The organism is Chryseobacterium sp. AC417 (assembly GCF_979258215.1).
In genome coordinates this window covers 91,210-110,197 of record NZ_OZ409845.1, presented here as the reverse complement: position 1 = coordinate 110,197, position 18,988 = coordinate 91,210, and the positions used below count along the sequence as shown (strand labels likewise).

The following is an 18,988-nucleotide window of genomic DNA, read 5'->3' as shown; positions in this document are numbered from 1 at the left end:
TAAACCTCTAAAAACTCGCCTTCACCTGCATGCTTCCAATATGAATCGTACGATCACCAGAATTTCTTCCTTCATAATTAAGATTTAATTGTAAGAAAGAATTGATCGCTTGCTGAATAAATACGCTCCAGACCTGGTTTTTTCCGGGTTTTAAACCGTCAAGCATTTGGTTTCCAACGATACTGAAATTGTTTCCGGTAAAATCATTATTAATGAAAGAGAAGTTTCCTCTAATGGAAGTTTTCTTACGTTCCCACTGAAGCGTTCCTGTGATATCAAAAGCTTTCAGTAGTTCTTCGCCGTCTACACGTTTTTTCTCACGGTAAGCAGAAGAAAATTCTGCCTGTATCGCATCTGTAAATTTGTAAGTCGCTTTCGGCTTGGTTTCAAAATTATTCAGTCTGTAGTCTCTGGTTGCAAAGACCTGTGAAGAGTTTTGCAGATCATGAACAGAGTTTTCCCAATCAACACGGAATTCTTTATTAAACCAATATCCGAGGTTCACAAAATGGGAAGTCTGGTTTCTCTCTTCATTACTGAAATTGGCATTGATAAGGTTGTCGTTGGCAATAAAGCGGTAATTTCCGTTCCAGCCGGATATTTCGGTGGGGTTAAACTGAACGGATGCCAAAATATTCTGATTTTTGAGAATCTGATCCTCACTTTTCTCAAACGGATTCAGCACCAAAACTTTCTCTCTTTTGAAATAAGAATTTTGAGAATTGAGTGATACATTGAAATTCCAGCGTTTTAAAAATTTATTTTCAGAATTAAATATAATAGAAGGATTAACAAATAATGCCAACTGCAATTTGTTTTTGTTAGACGGGATATACCGAACAGAATTTGTATAAATCCTTATATATTGCGCCAAATCTGAATACTCGGCAATCTCAAATTCATCCAGCTGCTGTGTGCCATCACCATTATAATCAGTCCATTTGTAAACTCCCTGCCCATCCGTTACCTTTATATATTGAAATTCACGTTGTGCTTCCTGTCCGTTGCCTAATTCATAGAAAGCCTGTAGACGCATTCCGTTTTTAAATAACTGCTGATTGTAAAGAATGTTTCCTACGACAAAATCTTTATTCTGATTCATATCTACATCCTCATTTTTGTAGAAGAATTTTCTGTAGTGAATTAGTGCATTTAAACTGGTTTTCTCGGTTTTAATCAATTGACTTTCTGCCATGAAACCTAAAATCCTGTTCATGTTCTGAAGTCTGTTATCACGCACAGAGTCATTATCCCGGATGTACATTTTAGACAAAAGTTTAGTTCTGGCGCTGTCACCAATTTTCTTTTGCACAAATAATTCTTTCCAGCTGAAACTTGTGACATCCATCAACTGAGTGTCATTAAATTTCTTTTCGTTATGCTCCATGCTTCCACCTAAAGCCCAACTTCCTTTTGCACCCGTATATTCTGTTGCAGCACCTCCACGTATAAATTTTGTGTCCTGTAGGGTTGCATTGGTATCCAGAGTAAGATAAATTCCCTTTAGTAAGAAACTTTCCTTTGATCCAGCTGAAATCCAGATCATTTTTAATTCCTTTATAAGAATCCTGTTCGTCAAGATAATTGAGGCGGTAGTTCAAAGCAGATTTATTGCTCCATTTATTCAGGAAGTTAAAAATAAATCTGTTCTGTGTTCTTCCACTGAATTCCTGGGCTAAGTTAAAATCCCGAGAAAATTCGACATCGTTGATTCGGTCAAGAATGTGAAACTGCTTGTCAATGTATTGGTATTCGAAACTTGGGGTACCTCTCCAGCTGTTTTTTGTAAATGTTTTATTCCCGAAAATTCTTGCTGCATATCCTAAATTCTGATCAGAATCTTTTGAAGAAAATAAATTGATATCATAGTTGCTCAGAGAAATATCGGCACCTATTTTTCCGTCTTTTAAAAGATATTCAGAGTTTAGAGTATAAACCTGAGATTTCTGTGGTGACGGTAGTTTTCTCACCGCTCGGTAATCTCCCGCATTGGGTCCTACATATTCAAAAACCCGCCCGTTATTGGTAGTTTGGGTGAGTTTATAATCTCCAAGATTGACCCCGAAATAGGTGAAAGAAACAGCATACAATGTTTGAGTGACATCTGTGGAATATTGATAATAATTACCGTTTGGATCCTGAACCAGACTATAAAGAATTTTGTTTACATCGTATTCTGAAACCACTCCGGAAGGTGCATACACTGAGATTGGGATCATTTCCGGCATCGGCTAAAATCTGTTCGTCTTCTTTGGATAAATTTAAAGCTAATGGTGCATTTTTATTGTCGTTTTCCATAAACCAGTTGAGTCCGATTCTGAATTTCTCCCGCTGATGCTCCAGCTTTCCGGTAAATAAATATCTGGAATAATTTCTATTGGTATAATTAAACGAAATCGTAATAAAATTCTGCTGAAAAATTGGTCGGAAACTGGTGAAAGTAACTTCACCTGTATTGTAATTGATAATATAATCCTGATTTTCACCACGTTTCATCAAAATACCGTCAATAAATACCTGTTCTGATCCCGAAATCAGCGTGATAAACTGTTCGCCATTTTTCCCTGTCAAACGATAAGGACCCTGATTTCCTTCCACCCCCTGAAAACGGATTCTGTGAAACTCACTTCTTGCAACGCCCATAGAAACATCTACAAAGGTTTTGTTTTCAGTCCCGAATTGTGTCTGAAACTGAAGTCCCATGCTTCGTCTCTGATATTTTGCAAAGTAATTTTTATCGTCTAAAAGATCCAGATGCCCTGCTCTGAGGATTGATTTATCCTTAATATTAAGCTGCATATAAATCTTGTCAAATTCTTCAAGTGTTTGCGTATATCCATCTGCCTGAATGGGTAAATTGTGATCTGATATACTCGCTAAAATAGTAACGTCTTTGGACAATCTTCCGGAAATCTGCAAATCCATCGAGCTCTGTACAGATTGCCCCTGATTGTTACCAAAAGTAATCCCGCGAATAATTGAACCTTTGGAATTAAGTTCACCTAAAAATCTCTTTTTATCATTTTTTGCCAGTACAGCTTCATCAACGATAACCCGGTTGCTCATCTTCACAAAATCCATAGTATCTTTTGCGAAAATGTCCTGTTCAAGCCTTGCTGCGAGAATACTGTCTTTTTTTATGCTGTCTTTGGGAGTGTTGGGATTTTTCCACGAGAAAATTTGAGCATTATTGAAAGATAAGCCCATAATCAAAACGAAGAATATCAGAACAGAATTCCGCAAGTTTTTGAAATAATTGGTAAAAATAACTAAAAAATGTGAGCGATAGGGCTTTTAGCATTATTAACAGAAAATTAACCTTAATATTGTTTCAAATGAAAAATATCCTCTAATTTTGCATGGTAAATTATTAATAATTAAAAATTTAAGTTATGAAAAAAATCTTTACAATTTTAGGCGTTATTGTATTAAGTACAATTTCGAAAGCTCAGACTTCACTACCGTATTATGATGGTTTTGATTACACAGGAACAGCCTTGCAAACTCAAAATGGATGGACGGCTGCAAATTCAGGTGATGATATAGCAATTGTTTCTGGTAATTTAACTTCTACTTCTTTACCTACGTCAACAGGAAATAAAATTAGTTTTGCAGGTGCGGGTATTGATACAGGTTTAACTCTTAATGCTGTAAGTGCAGGAACTATGTATTATTCTTTTTTAATAAAGCCGATTTCTATGGCAGGAGTTACAGAGGCTAATGGAGGTTATTTATCATACTTCAATCAGAATGCTACTAATTTTGGTGGTTCATTATGGACAAAAAGGGTAGATGATAATACTTTACAGTTTGGATTAGAAGTAAGAACAGGTACTGCGGCAAATACAACTTGGACAGGTAATTACAGTGTCAATCAAACATATTTAGTTGTAGTTGCTTATACCTTTAACAGCGCAGGTACAAGCGATGATACGGTTAAATTATGGGTTAATCCTGTAACTGGCGGATCTACTGAACCTACACCAACTATTACTGATAGTCATACAGGTACAGATTTGACCTCTATTTCAGGATTTATGTTCAGACAAGATAGTGCTACTGAAACCCCAAGTGTGGAAATTGATGAACTGAGAATAGGTACAACATGGGCACAAGTTGCGCCATCTGCTACTTTAGCGGTTTCAGATTTCAACAAATCAAAATCAAACTTCATCAAGAATACTTTCATTAAAAATGACGAAATTACTTTCGGAGCTGATGTGAAAGATTTAAAAGTATATACATTGACAGGTCAGGTTGTAAAAACTGGTTCGGTAAAAGAAGGTGCTGCAATCAGCGTTGCAGAATTGCAAAAAGGAAATTATATCGTAACAGGAACGGTAAACAATCAACCGGTTTCTCAGAAAATTTTGAAAGACTAATCTGAATTAATTCTTTAACCATAAAAAACTGCCATTTCATTGAAATGGCAGTTTTTGTTTATGTCCTACTGTAAAGTCATTTTAATTACATTATAAATTTTATATAACAAAAATCTAATAATGATAGATAAATTAGATTAACAAATATTTAACAATATTAACTTTAATTTATGATATTGGTATTAAATTTGCTGCTATTTTAAACAAACCAAAACATATTATCATTATGAAGAAAGTATTTACTTTTATCGGACTTGTTTCGATAACAGCATTCTCTAATGCTCAGATTGTAATTAATGAAATTTATACCGGTGGCGGACTTTTAGGAGCGACACTGGCAAATGATTTCATAGAACTGAAAAATATTGGTCCGACTTCAGCATCTCTGAATGGCGCGACGATACAATATGGCTCAGCTTCTGGCGGTTTTTCGCAATATCATACAATACCTAACATCACACTCAGTCCAGGGCAGACTTATTTAATTCAGGAAGGTTCTGATGGTCTTCCGGGATTGATCAACCTGGTTAATCCTAACTTAATTGTAAATTTAGTAGTCAATTTTGATGGTTCCGGTCCATTGGTAGGAGTTGGGTTGGCAATCGGTCTTACTTCAGGAAAAGTGGCCTTGGCAAGTAACAATACTCAAGTCACAGGTCCAACAGCATCAAACGTTTTAGACTTTGTAGGTTATGGTCTTGCAAATCAGTATGAGGGAACAGCAGCAGCTCCTTCGCCTACTATCCTGAATTCAATTAGCAGAATTTCCGGTGATACCAATAATAATTTTATTGATTTTACAGTCTCATTAGCAAGTCCGCAATCCGGAACATTGGCTGTATCTGATGTGTCTAATAATACAACACGAGGCAAATTTATCAAAAACTCATTGATTAAAAATGAAGAAATAATATTTGGAGCCGATGTGAAAGATGTAAAAATATACAGTTTGTCAGGACAGATCGTGAAAACAGCTTCAGTAAAAGGAGCAACTTTAAATATTGCTGAACTGCAAAAAGGTAACTATATCGTTACAGGAATGGTGAATAACCAACCGGTTTCTCAGAAAATTTCGAAAGATTAATTATTTAATTAACATTCATATGAAACAGCTGTCATTGGATAGCTGTTTTTTATTTAGTACCAACCTCTTCTCGCAGCATTGATGATTGTACTCAGGTTAAGAATCAACGTGTATCTGATGCGTTTTCCGTAATCTTTAAAACCGGGCTCAAAACCTAAAGAAGATTGTACAGGGAAATAAATTTCAAGAAAATCAGGAATTACCCTTACTTTCACGCCACTATCCCAAATAAATTGTGTGGGCTTATTTTTATTTTTATAAAATCCTGCATCTGCATACAAATGGAAAATTTTCCAGACACTGGTGTCAACATTGAATGAGGTAATCCACTGATTAACCGTTCCCGGAATAAATGATTTAAAACCTCCGTCTGCCAAAATAAATTGCTGAGACAATATTCCACCCGTTGCACTCTGCCCAAGAAGATTATAAGAAAAAGAATAATCTGAAACTCTGGCAATTCCAAAATCGAAAGTATTGTTTCTCGTTTCGTTTCTCGCAAAATATCCGGCAAATAATCTCAGACTCAATTTTTGTCTAGGGGCAAATTCCCATCTGTAAAATGCCTCACCTGTGATTTTATTAAAATCCTGCATTGCCTGTGTACTGATGCTGAAACTTTTCTCATGAATCATCTGGTTATCGGCAAACCCATAACCTAAAGCCCAAAGATTATATTTATCATAATCACGCTCAGCAATCATCTTGGCATTCAGATCTCTCTGGAAATAATTGTATGAAAGACTTATTCCCTGGCTCACTGTACTCCGAGGGTTTTTTCTGAAATTCAAATTTGAATATAAAGAGGCTTTTTGGTACGCCAGATCAAAATCATAATGAAAATAGGATCCGGAAACGCCAAACGTAAGGTTTTGTACGATGCTTTCAGCGGGAAGAAATGAATACGCAACAGCTCCGGAACCGGTAAGTTTTCCTGTACCTGTACTGAAAGAGGGAGTGATGGAATACAGAAATTTCTGATCAAACAATGACTGGTTTTTAAAATTCATACCGATCAGAAATTTGTCATAGGTATTGGTAAATCTGATTCTTGGGTTCAGGTAAATTTCATTAAACTCAGGATTGGGAATATCTTTTATGAATTTAAATTTAATTTTTTTTGAATTTGAAAATAAACCTTTTGTGTATAAAAAATTATCCCGGTAATTGGCTTCCGGAAAAATGTAATCATTATTCAGAGTGATTTTATAGATGTTTTCAGCAGGAAGATTTACGGTTTTTTTTCTTTCGTTTTTCTCAGTTTCTATCCAGTATGATTGTCGCTCGCCCTGTCTTGTCTGAGTTTCAAGTTTTACAGGAATAGCATCATCTGTATTTTTTGCAATATTGATTTGCAGAGCGTCATCTTTTGCCTTAAAATTTTTAAGTTTAAAATTAACTCTTTTTTTATGCTTTAAAAACTCCGTTAAATAATCTGTTGAAGGTTCTTTTTCTGAAAGCTGTTTCAGAAACTCTTCAGGATTGATTTCCTGATCTCTGTTTTCTGCAATATATTTTTTAACTAAATTATTAAAATTTTCTTCACCCATTTTGTCAGCAGAAAAACTGAAAAGGCTTCCCGTTTCAAAGCTGCTGATCGCCATATCGTTGAAATTGCTCAATTCAGAAAAAGGTTCATCAATTTTCTGATCAAGATTTTGAGACATAATGTATTGGTAAGCCAGACCATATCGGTCGAGTAACTTTACATCGGATGCATGAAACCATTTTAAAGGTTTGATTCCCAGAAACACTGGTTTCGGGAAGATTGCCTAAAAGTTTGGTTTCTCCGTAGAATTTTTTCAGATATTGAGTTTCGAGATAAGATTTCAGTCCGTTTTTAAACCAATGATGGTCTTGTTTGTCAGTAATAATGTTTTCGTCCAGAATTTTTTTGGTAATAATTCCGAAATAATCGAGGTCAACCTTTTCCGCATCTGTGAATAATTTAAACCTGAATTTCCAGAAGCTGATGTCATTATTTCCGAAAAAATCTTCTTTAGCTCTGAATTTATCTGAAATAAAAAGAGTTTGTGGGATAAAACCTATTTTCTCTTTGATGAATTTTAAATGAAGCGGAAGGAAAAACTCCAGATTCTGAATCTCCTGCGGACTCATCGTATAGCCGAATTTGATCTCGGTCTGAATCTCTTCAGTATTTACTTTAATCGTTGGAAACTGATTGGGTGAAATCACAAATTCAGGATCAGAATCTAAATATCCACTAAAAGAATTGATACTGGTCTGCTGAAGATTTCCGGCCATGAAATAATTGACAGGAACTTCAAAATCAAACTTCCAATGGGTGTTAAAATTCACCGATTCTTCAATGTCCAGGTAATCCCTTTTAGAAATATTGCCCGGATCAAAGTGATCCGGAACAATAAAGAAATATTTTAAAGCGATATTATTCTCAGAAGTTCCATATCCTGTAAATTTTTTATCAGGAAGCTGAATCTGATATTGTAATTCTAATTTGATGCTTTCACCAACCTTTAAAGGCTGATTTAAAACAAAAAACAAATTTTCTTCAGAAACACTGTTTACAGAAACTAGCTGATTCTTTTCGCTGTTAATTTTGAAGCCTGAAATTTTACCTAATAATTCGGGCTTTGCAAAGTGAAGACTGTTATTTCGGTCCTCAAGTTTTCTGTAGACCAAAGAGGTTTCTCTCTTATTGTACGCAGCTACCCAATTGAGAATTTTAATACTGTCTAAGGGTTTTTCAGAATGATTATGATAAATAATTTCCTGATTAACGTCTAAGAATTTTTTGTCCTGAGATAATTTTGCAGCAACCGAAATGCTGTCTTTCTGTGCATAAATCTGCACAACTCCCCAAAACAAAAAAAGACAAATGCTAAACTTTTTCAAAATGATGATAAAGTATCAAATATAACTTATTTTAGATATAATTAAATATGAATTTACGGCTAAATTGCATTTTTTTGCAAAGAATTCAAATAAGCTTTCCAACCCTCATTTTTATAAGTTATAGCAGCTTCTCCGGGGTTTTCAGATTTGTATATTCCTCTTCCTACGATCATGAAGTCTGTATGAAGAATTTTAAAAACATGATCCGGAGTATTGTATTGCTGACCTTTTCCGTCACCGGAGTCTGCAAGATTTACGCCCGGAGTAAACAATAACATGTCTTCGGGAAGCTGATTCTGAGACACTCCGCCAATTACGTTGGGATGTGACAGGGCAACTTTTAAAGCTTCTTCTCTGTAGCTGTTTGTTGTTAAAGTTCCTTTTGATGACATTCCGATGATCGCAACTACGCCTACATTTTTGAAACAGTCTAAAGATTCAAAACCGCCAATCAACTGAGATGTCACAAAATCCGCCCAATCTGTAATTTTGAAAACGCCACTTGTAAACTGAAGTTCCTGCGTATTTCCAATGTCTGCAAATTTTCTGTCTTCCATTAATAAAAACTGGTGTTTTGAAGCCAATTCTTTTAATGGAACGATGGTATTTTGATAATCAAAATCAGAAATAATATCAATGTGTGTTTTTAAAGCGATAATATGTGGTCCTACATGGTCTGCCAATTCCAGCAGTTCCTGAGTTGTTGTAACATCAGCCGAAGCAATAAGATTTGATTCTTTTGCCAAAGCAATCTCTAATAATTTTTTTGAAACAGAATGCTGTGCATTTTCAAATTTCTCCTGATAAGAAGGTCTTGTTCTTTCTTCGAACTGAATGTGATTTCCCTGTAGAAAATCCTGAATTCTTTTAACTTCATCATCGGAAAGTTCTCCGTTTTCCTGAAGAATTGTACAAACTTCCGAAATGTTGAAAAGGGTATGAACTCTGTAGCCTTTACTTTCCAGAAGCTGTTTTCCGCCTTGTTCTCTGTCTAAAACGACAACAATGTCAGCAACTTTAAGATCTTCCTGCTCAACTTCAGCAATGGTTTCTACCAAAGATTTTCCGGAAGTAATCACGTCTTCTACCAAAAGACAGTTTTGTCCTTTCTGATAAATCCCTTCAATCATTTTTTTGGTTCCGTATTCTTTGGCTTCTTTTCTTTTAATAATTAATGGAATATAACTCTCCAGAGACATTGCTGTAGCCATAGGAAGTGCTGCATAAGGAACTCCACAGATCAGATCAAAATTATCCAAAGGAAGCATTTCCAGTAAATAATTAGCTAAATTTTTCAAAATTTTAGGATCTGAAGCCAAAGGTCGTAAATCTACATAAAACGGACTTTCAATCCCGCTTTTTAAGGTAAATCTTCCGAATTTGATGATGCCGAGTTTGTAGCACTCCAAAAAGAATTCTTTTTTACTTTCCATTATTTTTTATTAGATGTTGCAAATTTAAGGATTTGAAAGGGAACAGAGAAATATGATGTGCAAATTGTCGATTGTGATTTTTGCAATGCTCTTAACTCTTACGGAATTATAATAATTTTAATTAATGTAAAAAACCATCCTGTTAAGAATGGTTTTAATTTTAGTTAATGATCTCAGCATCAATTACTCTTGATCCTTCTGTACCATATTTTCGTTCGGCTTCCCAAAGTAAAAATTTATCTACCTCTCTGATGAGTTTAGGAATGGCAAAAGATAATACCGCAATATCGTCTAAAACTCCTGCTACGATTATAAAATCCGGAATAATATCAATGGGTGAAATTACGTAAAGAAGACCCACTAACGGAAGTATCAGATTAATTGATTTTACAGGATATTCACCTTTCCTCCACAAATTCACCATTCTGAAGATGTCCGGTATTTTTTTTACAAATCCCTTGTGGCTGATTGCCTGCTTTGCTAAATTAATTTTTGAATATTTCATTTTGTGTTTGTTTTATGTGACTAATTTTAAACTCTTTATACTTCACAAATTCTGTACCAAGGAATTATAAATTTAAGTTAAAGTTATTTAATAATATTATCAATAAACTGATGGATTGATTCTGCATCCCAATCAGTTGATACATCTTCTTTGATGAGAATTCTTCCGTTATGATCGAGTAGAAAGGTTGTAGGGAATACCTTTGGGAGTAATTTTTCAGAGATTGGGCTTTGAGCAATGTAAACAGGAACAGTGTAATTGTTTTCTTTTAAAAATTTTCTTACCGTTGCTTCTTCATCTTTCATCGCAATTAAAACGAAATCAATATTTTCTTTTCTTCGGTCATATAATCTTTGAATTGAAGGCCATTCTTTTCTGCAAGGCGGACACCACGTTCCCCAAAAATTCAAAAAAACAGGTTTATTCCTGAAATTTTTCATATTCGTGCTCGGAACATTAATCCCCTGAAGATCAATATCGTAATCATCAGCTTCAATATGTACGGCACTTTCTATGGTTGCAACCGGCAAGAACAGATCTTTCAAAGTATTTCTGATTCCCGGAACAAGAAAAATAGTTCCTAAAACGACAAGAACAACAATATAAGTAATTAATTTTTTCATAATAATTCTAAAATTTCCTGAATAGAATCTTTCCCTCTGTTTCTGGAATAATACACCTGCAGATCATTGTAAAACTGATCTTTGGTATATTCTTCAGGATGAGCTTTGTATTTCAGTAGCAATTCGTGACCATATTTTGGTCGAGGTCCCCAAGAATCTTTTACATTAAAATTTTCGTCTAAAATAATAACTTTCGGGATAGATTGTGTGCCGTTGGTCAAAAATTGATCAATCAGGCTGGTGTCGCTGTCTCTCAGGAAAATTTTCACTTCATTCTGACCTTCAAAAAATGTAACCAAAGCAGGAACGGTTGCGCTCGCATCTCCACACCAGGCTTCAGAAATAATTAAAATCTTTCCGTCAAAATTCTTTGATTTTAATTGGGTCAGCTGTTCTTCGTCAATTAAAAATTTCTTCAGCGTTCTGTCCATTCTCTGAATGCCGAGTTCATAGTATGGTTTATATTCAATATCTTTTTCATTGTCAGGATTATTGAGTCTCTGATGGGCAATTTGAAGATATTCTTCGAAGTTGATTGCTTGGTTCCAGTAATTTTGCATTACCTAAAATATTTATGTTTAAAAATGATTTAAATTTCTCGTTTTGTTGATCAGAAAAAGATCGGCTAAAACAAATGCTGCAAGACTTTCGACAACCGGCACAGCTCTCGGTACAACGCAGGGATCGTGTCTGCCTTTTCCTTCTACAGTTACGGCATTTCCGTCTTTATCAACGCTGTCTTGAGGTCTTAAAATGGTCGCAACGGGTTTGAAAGCTACCCGGAAATAGATATCCATTCCGTTTGAAATTCCGCCCTGAATGCCACCTGAAAGATTAGATTTTGTGGTAAAGTCAGTATTGAACTCATCATTATGTTCGCTTCCGGTCATTTTTGCACCGCAAAAACCGCTTCCGTATTCAAAACCTTTGCATGCGTTGATATTCAGCATTGCTTTTGCCAATTCTGCCTGCAATTTAGAAAAAACAGGCTCTCCGATTCCTACAGGAACATTCTTGATAACACAAGTGATTGTACCGCCAATTGTGTTGCCTTCTTTTTTAATTTCCTTGATTTTTGAAATCATTTTTTCGGCAGTTTCTGTATCCGGACAACGAACTTCATTGCTTTCGGTTTTAGAAAAATCTAAAGCCTGATATGGTTTTTCGCAGAAAATTTCACCTACGGAAGAAACGTAGGCATTAATTTCAATATTAGATAAAAGCTGTTTTGCCAAAGCTCCTGCTACAACCCAATTGATGGTTTCGCGCGCAGAAGATTTTCCGCCGCCACGATAATCACGGATCCCAAATTTTTGGTCGTATGTAAAATCTGCATGACTCGGGCGATATGAATGTGCAATGTGATCATAATCTTTCGACTTCTGATTTTCATTTTCGATTATAAAACCAATCGGAGTTCCGGTCGTTTTTCCTTCAAAAATTCCTGAAAGAAATTTTACGGTGTCACTTTCTTTTCTTTGTGTAACGATTGCCGACTGACCAGGTTTTCTTCGGTCAAGTTCGTGTTGAATTTTGTTTACATCGACTTCCAGACCTGCCGGAAAATTATTGATGATTCCACCGTATGCCAAACCATGACTTTCACCAAAAGTCGTCAAGCTGAGCAGATTCCCTAAAGTATTGAACATAGCACAAAATTACCGATTTTTATTCAGATATTAAAGTCTTTGAACAGATACTATTTATAGGAGTTTTTTATTTTTTCTGTGACTTTTTCAACCTGTTTTTGTTCTTTCGGAGTCATTTTTTTTGAAATAAAACCGTTACGGATGTCATTTTTGTCAATTAATTGGGGAAAGATTCCTGCTTTTTGGTAATCAAAAATAAAACTTTCAGAAATTGCAGGAGTAGGCGTGTCAAAGTTAAAAGGATATTTTTCGGAAACATTAAATTTCAGATTTCCGGTTTCAAAAGAATGGTATTTTTTGTATTCGTATGTAGAAGGTTTGTACAATTGTTTCCATTCTAATTTCCCCATAAAAGATGACATTTTATAACTCGGGATGAATTGGGCAACGAAAGATGGAAAAGCTGTAAAGCTTACGAAAATTATGCTCAAAACTGCATAAACGATCATTGACTGTTTTTTCGTAAAATATTTGGCAAGCATGACAAAAATTATCACAAAAAACACATCCATAAAAAATCTGTACTGCGCTGAAAAAAGTAGAACCAAAGCGCTTTTTATAATTAATGAAATGCATATGAAGGTGATGATTTTGTTTTTTTTAATGAAGGTAAAAATGGTAAAAACAATTAAGCTTAAAATAAATAAAATATTGATGAAGGATTTAATTCCATTAAGAAATAACCAATTTTTAATGTAATCGAATGTTGTGAATTTTTGAATTTCTGTGTAAGAATATTGATTATCGAAGGTTTTTAAAATAGCATATTCTGATGATGATTTTAATAATTCTGCACTAGGTTTCCAGCTAAAATTAAAATCGATCAATGATACCGGGAAAATAGGGTAGCCGAATGTCCAGATGTTTTTTATAACAAATAATGAAAGAATAAATACGCCCGAAATTAAAGTTTTAAATGGAGATTTTACTATAAAGACAGCGTAGAGGAATGCTAAAATCGGTAGCCAGATCATTGTTGGTTTTATCGCAAAAACGAAAGCAGAAAATGCAAACAGGAGAGAAATGTTTTTATTGCCGGCTAATATTTCATTTAAAAGAATTAAAGAAAAAATAATCACCGGTAAATCAGGACTTGGAGATTGTGAAAACAAAAGCAAAATCGGAAGAAAACACAATTGAATCCAGCTTTTTTTCTCTGTAATATAAATGATGTAAACAATAAGCAAAACAGCATTTATTCTTAAAAAAGGATCGGCAAAATTTGAAAATCCTGCCTGAAAAATATGCCAGACCGACATTTGTCCGAGTACAAGATCTAAATTTGAAATTCCTTTTATCAAACCATATTCTTTTAACCATTGTATGCTGGGAATATAATATCCAAAGTGATCTAATATATATGGGTAGAATGAGCTGCAAAATAAAATTACGATTATACTGATACATAAAAAGATATATTCTTTTTTCGAAAATTGATACAATTTCAAATATAATTTTTCTTTGAAAAAGCAGAACAAACCCAATAAAATTGTAGGGATTTCTACAAATAAATTTAAGGAAGTAAAAAAAGAAAGACCAGTCCAGATGATGCTAATTCCAAAAATTCCCAAAATCATTTTTGCAGAAACACCTTCGAACATTTGTGTTCTGAAAATAATCTCAAAAAATTTTCCGCAACCTAGGAGTGTTGGAATGATGATGATCGTAGAGTAGAGAATAAAAAGCATAAAAAAAGATTGCTTAAAAATAAGCAATCTTTTTATGTATATGAAATTGATTTAATTATCTTGGCTGAACACGTCCGCTTTTTCTATCCTGAGCTCTACCTAAAGTATAACCCGTCGCAGCACCGATAACTCCACCTACTACTGCACCTCCGCCACGGTTTTTCTTATTAACAATAGCTCCTAATGCAGCTCCACTCACTGCACCAATTGCGGTACCTTTTGCAGCCTCACTGATTCCTTTTTTCTGTGTTGTCGTCCCTTGAGATGAACTTCCACTGTTACTGGCAACATTGTTATTAGAAGATTGATTATCTCTGTAAATTGTTCTTGTTTCTCTAATAACCTGTGGTTTGGCTGCTGCAGCTGTTTTAGCTTTTTCAACTTCAGCTAAACTGTCAGTTCTTTTTTGTGCTTCGTAAGCAAATCTTTCTTTCTCTATTGAGAGTTTTTGTTTTTCAATCTCAAGTTGTCTCGCCTGAAATTCTATTTTTTGTTGTTCGAGAGATTTTTCTGCAACTTGATCGTCTTTCTTACAGGCAGTCAGTGTAATCACCGACAAAACTCCTGCTAACAATATATTTTTCATAACTCAAATTTTTTAAAGATTAAGCAACTTTAAGGTTGTCTGATGTGGTATGTTCAATTATGAAGCCAAGTTTTAGTTAATGAAATGTTAAAATTTGATAATTCATTGCTGCAGGGTCCTAAGGCGCATTAAAAATAGTAAATTAGGAATCCTAATTTAAACTTATTATATGCTTATTACATATCGCAAAATAGCTCTTACTGAAGGTGTTTCATATCTTATTTTACTTTTCGTTGCAATGCCACTGAAGTATATATTTGATATTCCTGAACCTGTAAAATATTTTGGTTGGATACATGGAGTTTTATTTCTTGTATTCATGGTGGTTTTAATTATAGCGACTTTTCAGTATAAATGGAGCTTGAAAAGAGTTTTTATTTATCTTGTTGGATCAGTATTGCCTTTTATTCCTTTTATTTTGGATAAAAAATTAAAGAAAGAGTACGAGAAAAACCTGTAATTCATTCAAAACAAATCATTGTCGGTGCTATTCTGATAAAGCATCTCTAATAGTGATAAAAAAACCCTAAACTCTGAATGATCAGTAGAATAGGGTTTTTGTGAGGTACCTAGCGGATTCGAACCGCTGTAGATGGTGTTGCAGACCACTGCCTAGCCGCTCGGCCAAAGTACCATTTTTTAGTGATGCAAATATAGAGGATTTTCTAATTTAAACAAATTTTTTAGGCTATTTCTTTATTTCCCAGATTGTCTATCTCGCTTTTCGTCTGTCTTTCAGCCTGATAATTTTTGATGTTGATTACTCTGGTGTCACTCCAGGTATCATGCCAACCGTTTTCTCCAAAAAATGACAGACCGTCAAAAGGCACGATTCTCGAAACACTTCTTATTAAGTACTCCTGAAAACTAGGATTTGTTCCGTCAATACTTACAACCTTTGTTCCTGTAATATATTTACCCAAAGTTCTCCCTTTGGTAAAGTATTCCGTCAAAAAAATATATAGTAAATAAACAGTTAAAGTAACCATAATATCTTGAAATCTGGTCATTTGAGCAAGCTGATTGGTTATTTTAATCAAAGATTCGATATTGAAAAGCTCATAAAGCAAAACAGAAAATGAACCAAAAAGGAAAAATAATAAGTATATGAGAATTCTGTCGATAATAAAATTGACAAATCTTATTCCTTTTGAAGCTTTGTTGTTTTCAATGATTTTCAAATGTTTTTTCATAGTTTAATTATGGTTTTTAGTTTTATAACAATTTTAAAATCCTTTTAATGTAAATCTTAGATTTGCGTTGGTATCAATCACAGCGGTGATTCCGGATGGGTTCAGAAAAATTTGATTAGGTTTTAAGTTAAATACTTTTCCGCTCATCTTCAGACCTTTGTAATATTCTTTGTTGAAGGCTTCTTCGATGCTTTTCTTCGAAGAGGTTTCTAGATCCGTAGTAGGAATTCCATATTCGTCTTCTCATCATTTTCACAATTTTTCCTTTAAATAAAAGCGTTGCGGTTTTCTGTAAAATATTGGCTGTTTTCAGTTTAAATTTAGTGTCAGAAAGCACAATTTTCTTTTTCAGTTCATCATAAACCGGAATTCCGGAAATAAATGCCGTTCCGTTGACATATCCTTCCATTTCTGCTTCTATCATAATTCGGTTTGCTTCGCCATACACTTTGATGTCAATAATTTTCACCTTAGAATCTCTGATGTCAAATTCTTTATTCAAAAAAGTTTTTTTTGCAATATTGGTCGCTTCAGAAAACGGAATATTTGCAGTGGTCTGCAGTACAAATTTATCTGCCAAAAGAGGAATAAAATTAAAATCTATTACGGCTCTTGCAGGTTGTGAGGATTCAGGTTTCGTTCCCGTAAAGGTTTCTGAGAAGATATCAATCCCAATATTGGTATCAATTTGATTTCCGTAGAATTTAAGTGGAGTAATATTGACATTAATGGGAGTGATTTTCAGCCAGGTATTATATTCTTCAGAAATATTGAAAGGCTGCGAAAAAGCATTCCACGCTAAAACTGCATACTGTTGGAAGTTCAGCTGTGAAGCCATCTGCTGATCAATGGTTTTGCAGAATTTATATTGTTGCTCTTTCAGGCTTTTTTCTACCAAAGAAGTAATAGGAATTTCAATTTTTCCGAAATCGAGAACAGGTTTTTTCACCCATTTAAAACCCATTGGTTGTGTAAAAGTGCTTATTGACCAGTTGTTTTTAAAACTTAATGCTGTTTTAAAATACATTACGGTTTCAAAAGTCGTCTCTTGGTAGGTATAAACTCCTAAAGTTCCGATGCCTTTTTCTGCCCATATTTTTAAAGGAACTTCAATCAGAATATTTTGATTGGCGTCTCCAACGAGTCGTATAGGTCGGGTTTTCCAAACTTTTACCTTAAACTGGTCATTATCGTTATCGGTATAAGAATCATCCTGGAAGATAAGGTCTTTCACCGAAGCATTAATCATATTACTGATTTCCGACAAAGGAATTGTCACAGGCATTGTAATGCTCGATTTTATCTTAGGAAAATTGTAAACAGCAGCACTCTGCGTTGCGTTCTGCCCAAAAATACCAATGCAGAGTGATAAAAATAGAATATTAAATATTTTCACTGTCTTTTGAATTTTTTTTAATGGAAATTACTCATTTTCTGTAATTCTGCCTAATAGAAAACTTTTTTCCAGCTCAATGCTTGCGCCTTTAAGCTCACCTTTCATGGGCGGACTGGTTTTGGTAATTCTTAGTTTGATATAAGAAATCTGGTTAAATTTCTCGTTGATTTTAGTAATAATTCTTCCTGCAACGTGCTCAAGTAATTTAGATTGAATCTTCATTTCGTTATGAATGATTTCATTAATATCTGCATAACTAATGGTATCATTCAGGTCATCAGAAGCTGCTGCATCCCAAAGATCCGTATGAATTTCTGCATTCAAAATATAATATGTTCCGATGATATTTTCTTCCGGAAGAACGCCGTGATAAGCGTAGATTTTTATGTCTTCTAAAAATATTTTGCTCATAATTTTGTTTTTGAAATTGATTAAAAACTTATTTTAACTTCAATTATATAATGATAGAGTAAGTGATAAGTTTCAAGTAAAAAAAGCGAGTAAAAACCCGCTTTTAAATTATTTGATGCTTTTCGAAAGATCAAGCATTGCCTCAATAGGCTTTAACGCTCTCAGTCGAAGCTCTTCTTCAATGATAATCTCAGGAAGTTCATATTTCATGCACAGATACAGTTTTTCCATTGTGTTTCGTTTCATGTAAAAACATTCTGAACAATTACAGCTCTCGTCAAAAACCAAAGCAGGGATCAACTCTTTATGTGGCGCACGCTTTCTCATTTCATGAAGAATTCCTTCTTCAGTGGCAATAATGAATTTCTGACAGTCATCTTTTTCAACAAAATTCAGAAGAGCAGAAGTCGAACCGATAAAGTGTGCTAATTTAAGAACAGCTTCTTCACTTTCAGGGTGTGCAATCAATTTAGCATCAGGATTTTCTGCCAGTTGTTTTGCAATTCTTTCCATAGAAAATGCTTCGTGTACAATACAGCTTCCGTCCCAAAGAATCATGTCGCGGCCCGTTTTCTGAGATAAATATCTTCCCAGGTTTTTATCCGGAGCAAAAATAATCGGTCGGTCGGTTGGTAAAGCTTCAATCACGGTTTCAGCATTTGAACTGGTAACAATGATGTCACTTTCTGCTTTTGTTTCAGCGTTACAGTTGATATAAGTTGCAATTAAAGCATTTGGATGTTGCTCACGCATTTTCCTCAAACCTTCTCCTGAACAACCGTCTGCCAAAGAACATCCTGCCATCGTATCAGGAAGAACAACTTTTTTGGTTGGGTTCAGAATTTTTGCAGCTTCTGCCATGAAATGCACTCCGCAGAATACAATCATATCAGCGTTTGTATCTTTCGCCTGTCTTGCCAATTGAAGAGAGTCTCCCAGGAAATCAGCAATATCCTGAATTTCTCCCGGTTGATAATAATGCGCCAAAATAACGGCATTTTTTTCTTCTTTCAGTTGGAGAATCGCTTTCACAAGATCTTCCCCTTGAGGAATCGCTATATCTTTCAAATCTAAAAATCCTTTTACCGGAAGATTTGATTTTGCTTTGTCTAATGTTTCTGTGCTCATTTCAGCCTTAGTGTTTAGAATTAGAAATTAGAAGTT

At 34.5% G+C, this 18,988-nt stretch carries 16 protein-coding genes, 1 tRNA gene and 1 pseudogene; 3 read left to right on the top strand and 15 right to left on the bottom strand.

The window, feature by feature from the left end; all coding sequences use genetic code 11:
• Nucleotides 1-7: 7 nt before the first annotated feature.
• Nucleotides 8-3,207, bottom strand: a pseudogene (locus tag ACZZ9T_RS00560) (hypothetical protein).
• A gap of 185 nt (nt 3,208-3,392) precedes the next feature.
• Here ACZZ9T_RS00560 and ACZZ9T_RS00555 point away from each other — a divergent pair.
• The gene (locus ACZZ9T_RS00555) at nt 3,393-4,382 is read left to right on the top strand and encodes a T9SS type A sorting domain-containing protein (RefSeq protein ID WP_463440490.1); all 990 of its coding nucleotides are present in this window, start codon (nt 3,393-3,395) and stop codon (nt 4,380-4,382) included.
• A gap of 226 nt (nt 4,383-4,608) precedes the next feature.
• Nucleotides 4,609-5,466, top strand: a complete 858-nt coding sequence (locus tag ACZZ9T_RS00550; RefSeq protein ID WP_463440489.1) for a lamin tail domain-containing protein — start codon at nt 4,609-4,611, stop codon at nt 5,464-5,466.
• 53 nt (nt 5,467-5,519) lie between these two features.
• Here the strand turns inward: ACZZ9T_RS00550 and ACZZ9T_RS00545 are convergent, their stop codons facing one another.
• From ACZZ9T_RS00545 to ACZZ9T_RS00505, 9 genes are all read right to left on the bottom strand, one after another.
• Nucleotides 5,520-7,133 (bottom strand): hypothetical protein, encoded by a 1,614-nt coding sequence (locus ACZZ9T_RS00545; RefSeq protein ID WP_463440488.1) that lies wholly within the window; start codon nt 7,131-7,133, stop codon nt 5,520-5,522.
• Nucleotides 7,117-8,340, bottom strand: a complete 1,224-nt coding sequence (locus tag ACZZ9T_RS00540; protein ID WP_463440487.1) for a hypothetical protein — start codon at nt 8,338-8,340, stop codon at nt 7,117-7,119. The genes ACZZ9T_RS00545 and ACZZ9T_RS00540 overlap by 17 nt, the downstream gene beginning before the upstream one ends.
• A gap of 59 nt (nt 8,341-8,399) precedes the next feature.
• Nucleotides 8,400-9,773, bottom strand: a complete 1,374-nt coding sequence (gene pyrF / locus ACZZ9T_RS00535) for an orotidine-5'-phosphate decarboxylase (RefSeq protein WP_463440486.1) — start codon at nt 9,771-9,773, stop codon at nt 8,400-8,402.
• Between the two features lie 160 nt (nt 9,774-9,933).
• Complete coding sequence (locus ACZZ9T_RS00530; protein ID WP_463429499.1) at nt 9,934-10,278, bottom strand: YkvA family protein; 345 nt, start codon at nt 10,276-10,278, stop codon at nt 9,934-9,936.
• Between the two features lie 83 nt (nt 10,279-10,361).
• Nucleotides 10,362-10,901 (bottom strand): TlpA family protein disulfide reductase, encoded by a 540-nt coding sequence (locus tag ACZZ9T_RS00525; protein WP_463429498.1) that lies wholly within the window; start codon nt 10,899-10,901, stop codon nt 10,362-10,364.
• A complete protein-coding gene (locus ACZZ9T_RS00520) occupies nt 10,898-11,461 on the bottom strand; it encodes a thioredoxin family protein (RefSeq protein ID WP_463440485.1) in 564 nt (187 codons plus the stop codon). The genes ACZZ9T_RS00525 and ACZZ9T_RS00520 overlap by 4 nt, the downstream gene beginning before the upstream one ends.
• A gap of 18 nt (nt 11,462-11,479) precedes the next feature.
• Nucleotides 11,480-12,550, bottom strand: coding sequence for a chorismate synthase (gene aroC, locus ACZZ9T_RS00515; RefSeq protein WP_463440484.1), 1,071 nt, complete (start codon nt 12,548-12,550; stop codon nt 11,480-11,482).
• Between the two features lie 50 nt (nt 12,551-12,600).
• Nucleotides 12,601-14,238: an LIC_10190 family membrane protein gene (locus ACZZ9T_RS00510; RefSeq protein WP_463440483.1), complete on the bottom strand. Its 1,638-nt coding sequence runs from the start codon at nt 14,236-14,238 to the stop codon at nt 12,601-12,603.
• A gap of 55 nt (nt 14,239-14,293) precedes the next feature.
• On the bottom strand, nt 14,294-14,824 hold the full coding sequence (locus tag ACZZ9T_RS00505; RefSeq protein WP_463429494.1) for a glycine zipper family protein: 531 nt from the start codon (nt 14,822-14,824) through the stop codon (nt 14,294-14,296).
• A 169-nt stretch (nt 14,825-14,993) separates the two neighbouring features.
• Between ACZZ9T_RS00505 and ACZZ9T_RS00500 the strand changes: the two genes are divergently transcribed.
• Nucleotides 14,994-15,284: a DUF3817 domain-containing protein gene (locus ACZZ9T_RS00500; protein WP_463440482.1), complete on the top strand. Its 291-nt coding sequence runs from the start codon at nt 14,994-14,996 to the stop codon at nt 15,282-15,284.
• A 103-nt stretch (nt 15,285-15,387) separates the two neighbouring features.
• Here the strand turns inward: ACZZ9T_RS00500 and ACZZ9T_RS00495 are convergent.
• From ACZZ9T_RS00495 to nadA, 5 genes are all read right to left on the bottom strand, one after another.
• Nucleotides 15,388-15,458: transfer RNA gene (locus tag ACZZ9T_RS00495), tRNA-Cys, on the bottom strand.
• 49 nt (nt 15,459-15,507) lie between these two features.
• Nucleotides 15,508-16,017 carry an RDD family protein gene (locus tag ACZZ9T_RS00490; protein ID WP_463440481.1) on the bottom strand — a complete coding sequence of 170 codons (510 nt, stop codon included), beginning with the start codon at nt 16,015-16,017 and terminating at the stop codon, nt 15,508-15,510.
• A gap of 127 nt (nt 16,018-16,144) precedes the next feature.
• Nucleotides 16,145-17,413 (bottom strand): DUF4403 family protein, encoded by a 1,269-nt coding sequence (locus tag ACZZ9T_RS00485; protein ID WP_463440480.1) that lies wholly within the window; start codon nt 17,411-17,413, stop codon nt 16,145-16,147.
• Between the two features lie 27 nt (nt 17,414-17,440).
• Nucleotides 17,441-17,827: a dihydroneopterin aldolase gene (gene folB / locus ACZZ9T_RS00480; protein ID WP_463442967.1), complete on the bottom strand. Its 387-nt coding sequence runs from the start codon at nt 17,825-17,827 to the stop codon at nt 17,441-17,443.
• 105 nt (nt 17,828-17,932) lie between these two features.
• Nucleotides 17,933-18,952 carry a quinolinate synthase NadA gene (gene nadA / locus ACZZ9T_RS00475; RefSeq protein ID WP_463429489.1) on the bottom strand — a complete coding sequence of 340 codons (1,020 nt, stop codon included), beginning with the start codon at nt 18,950-18,952 and terminating at the stop codon, nt 17,933-17,935.
• Between the last annotated feature and the right edge of the window lie 36 nt (nt 18,953-18,988).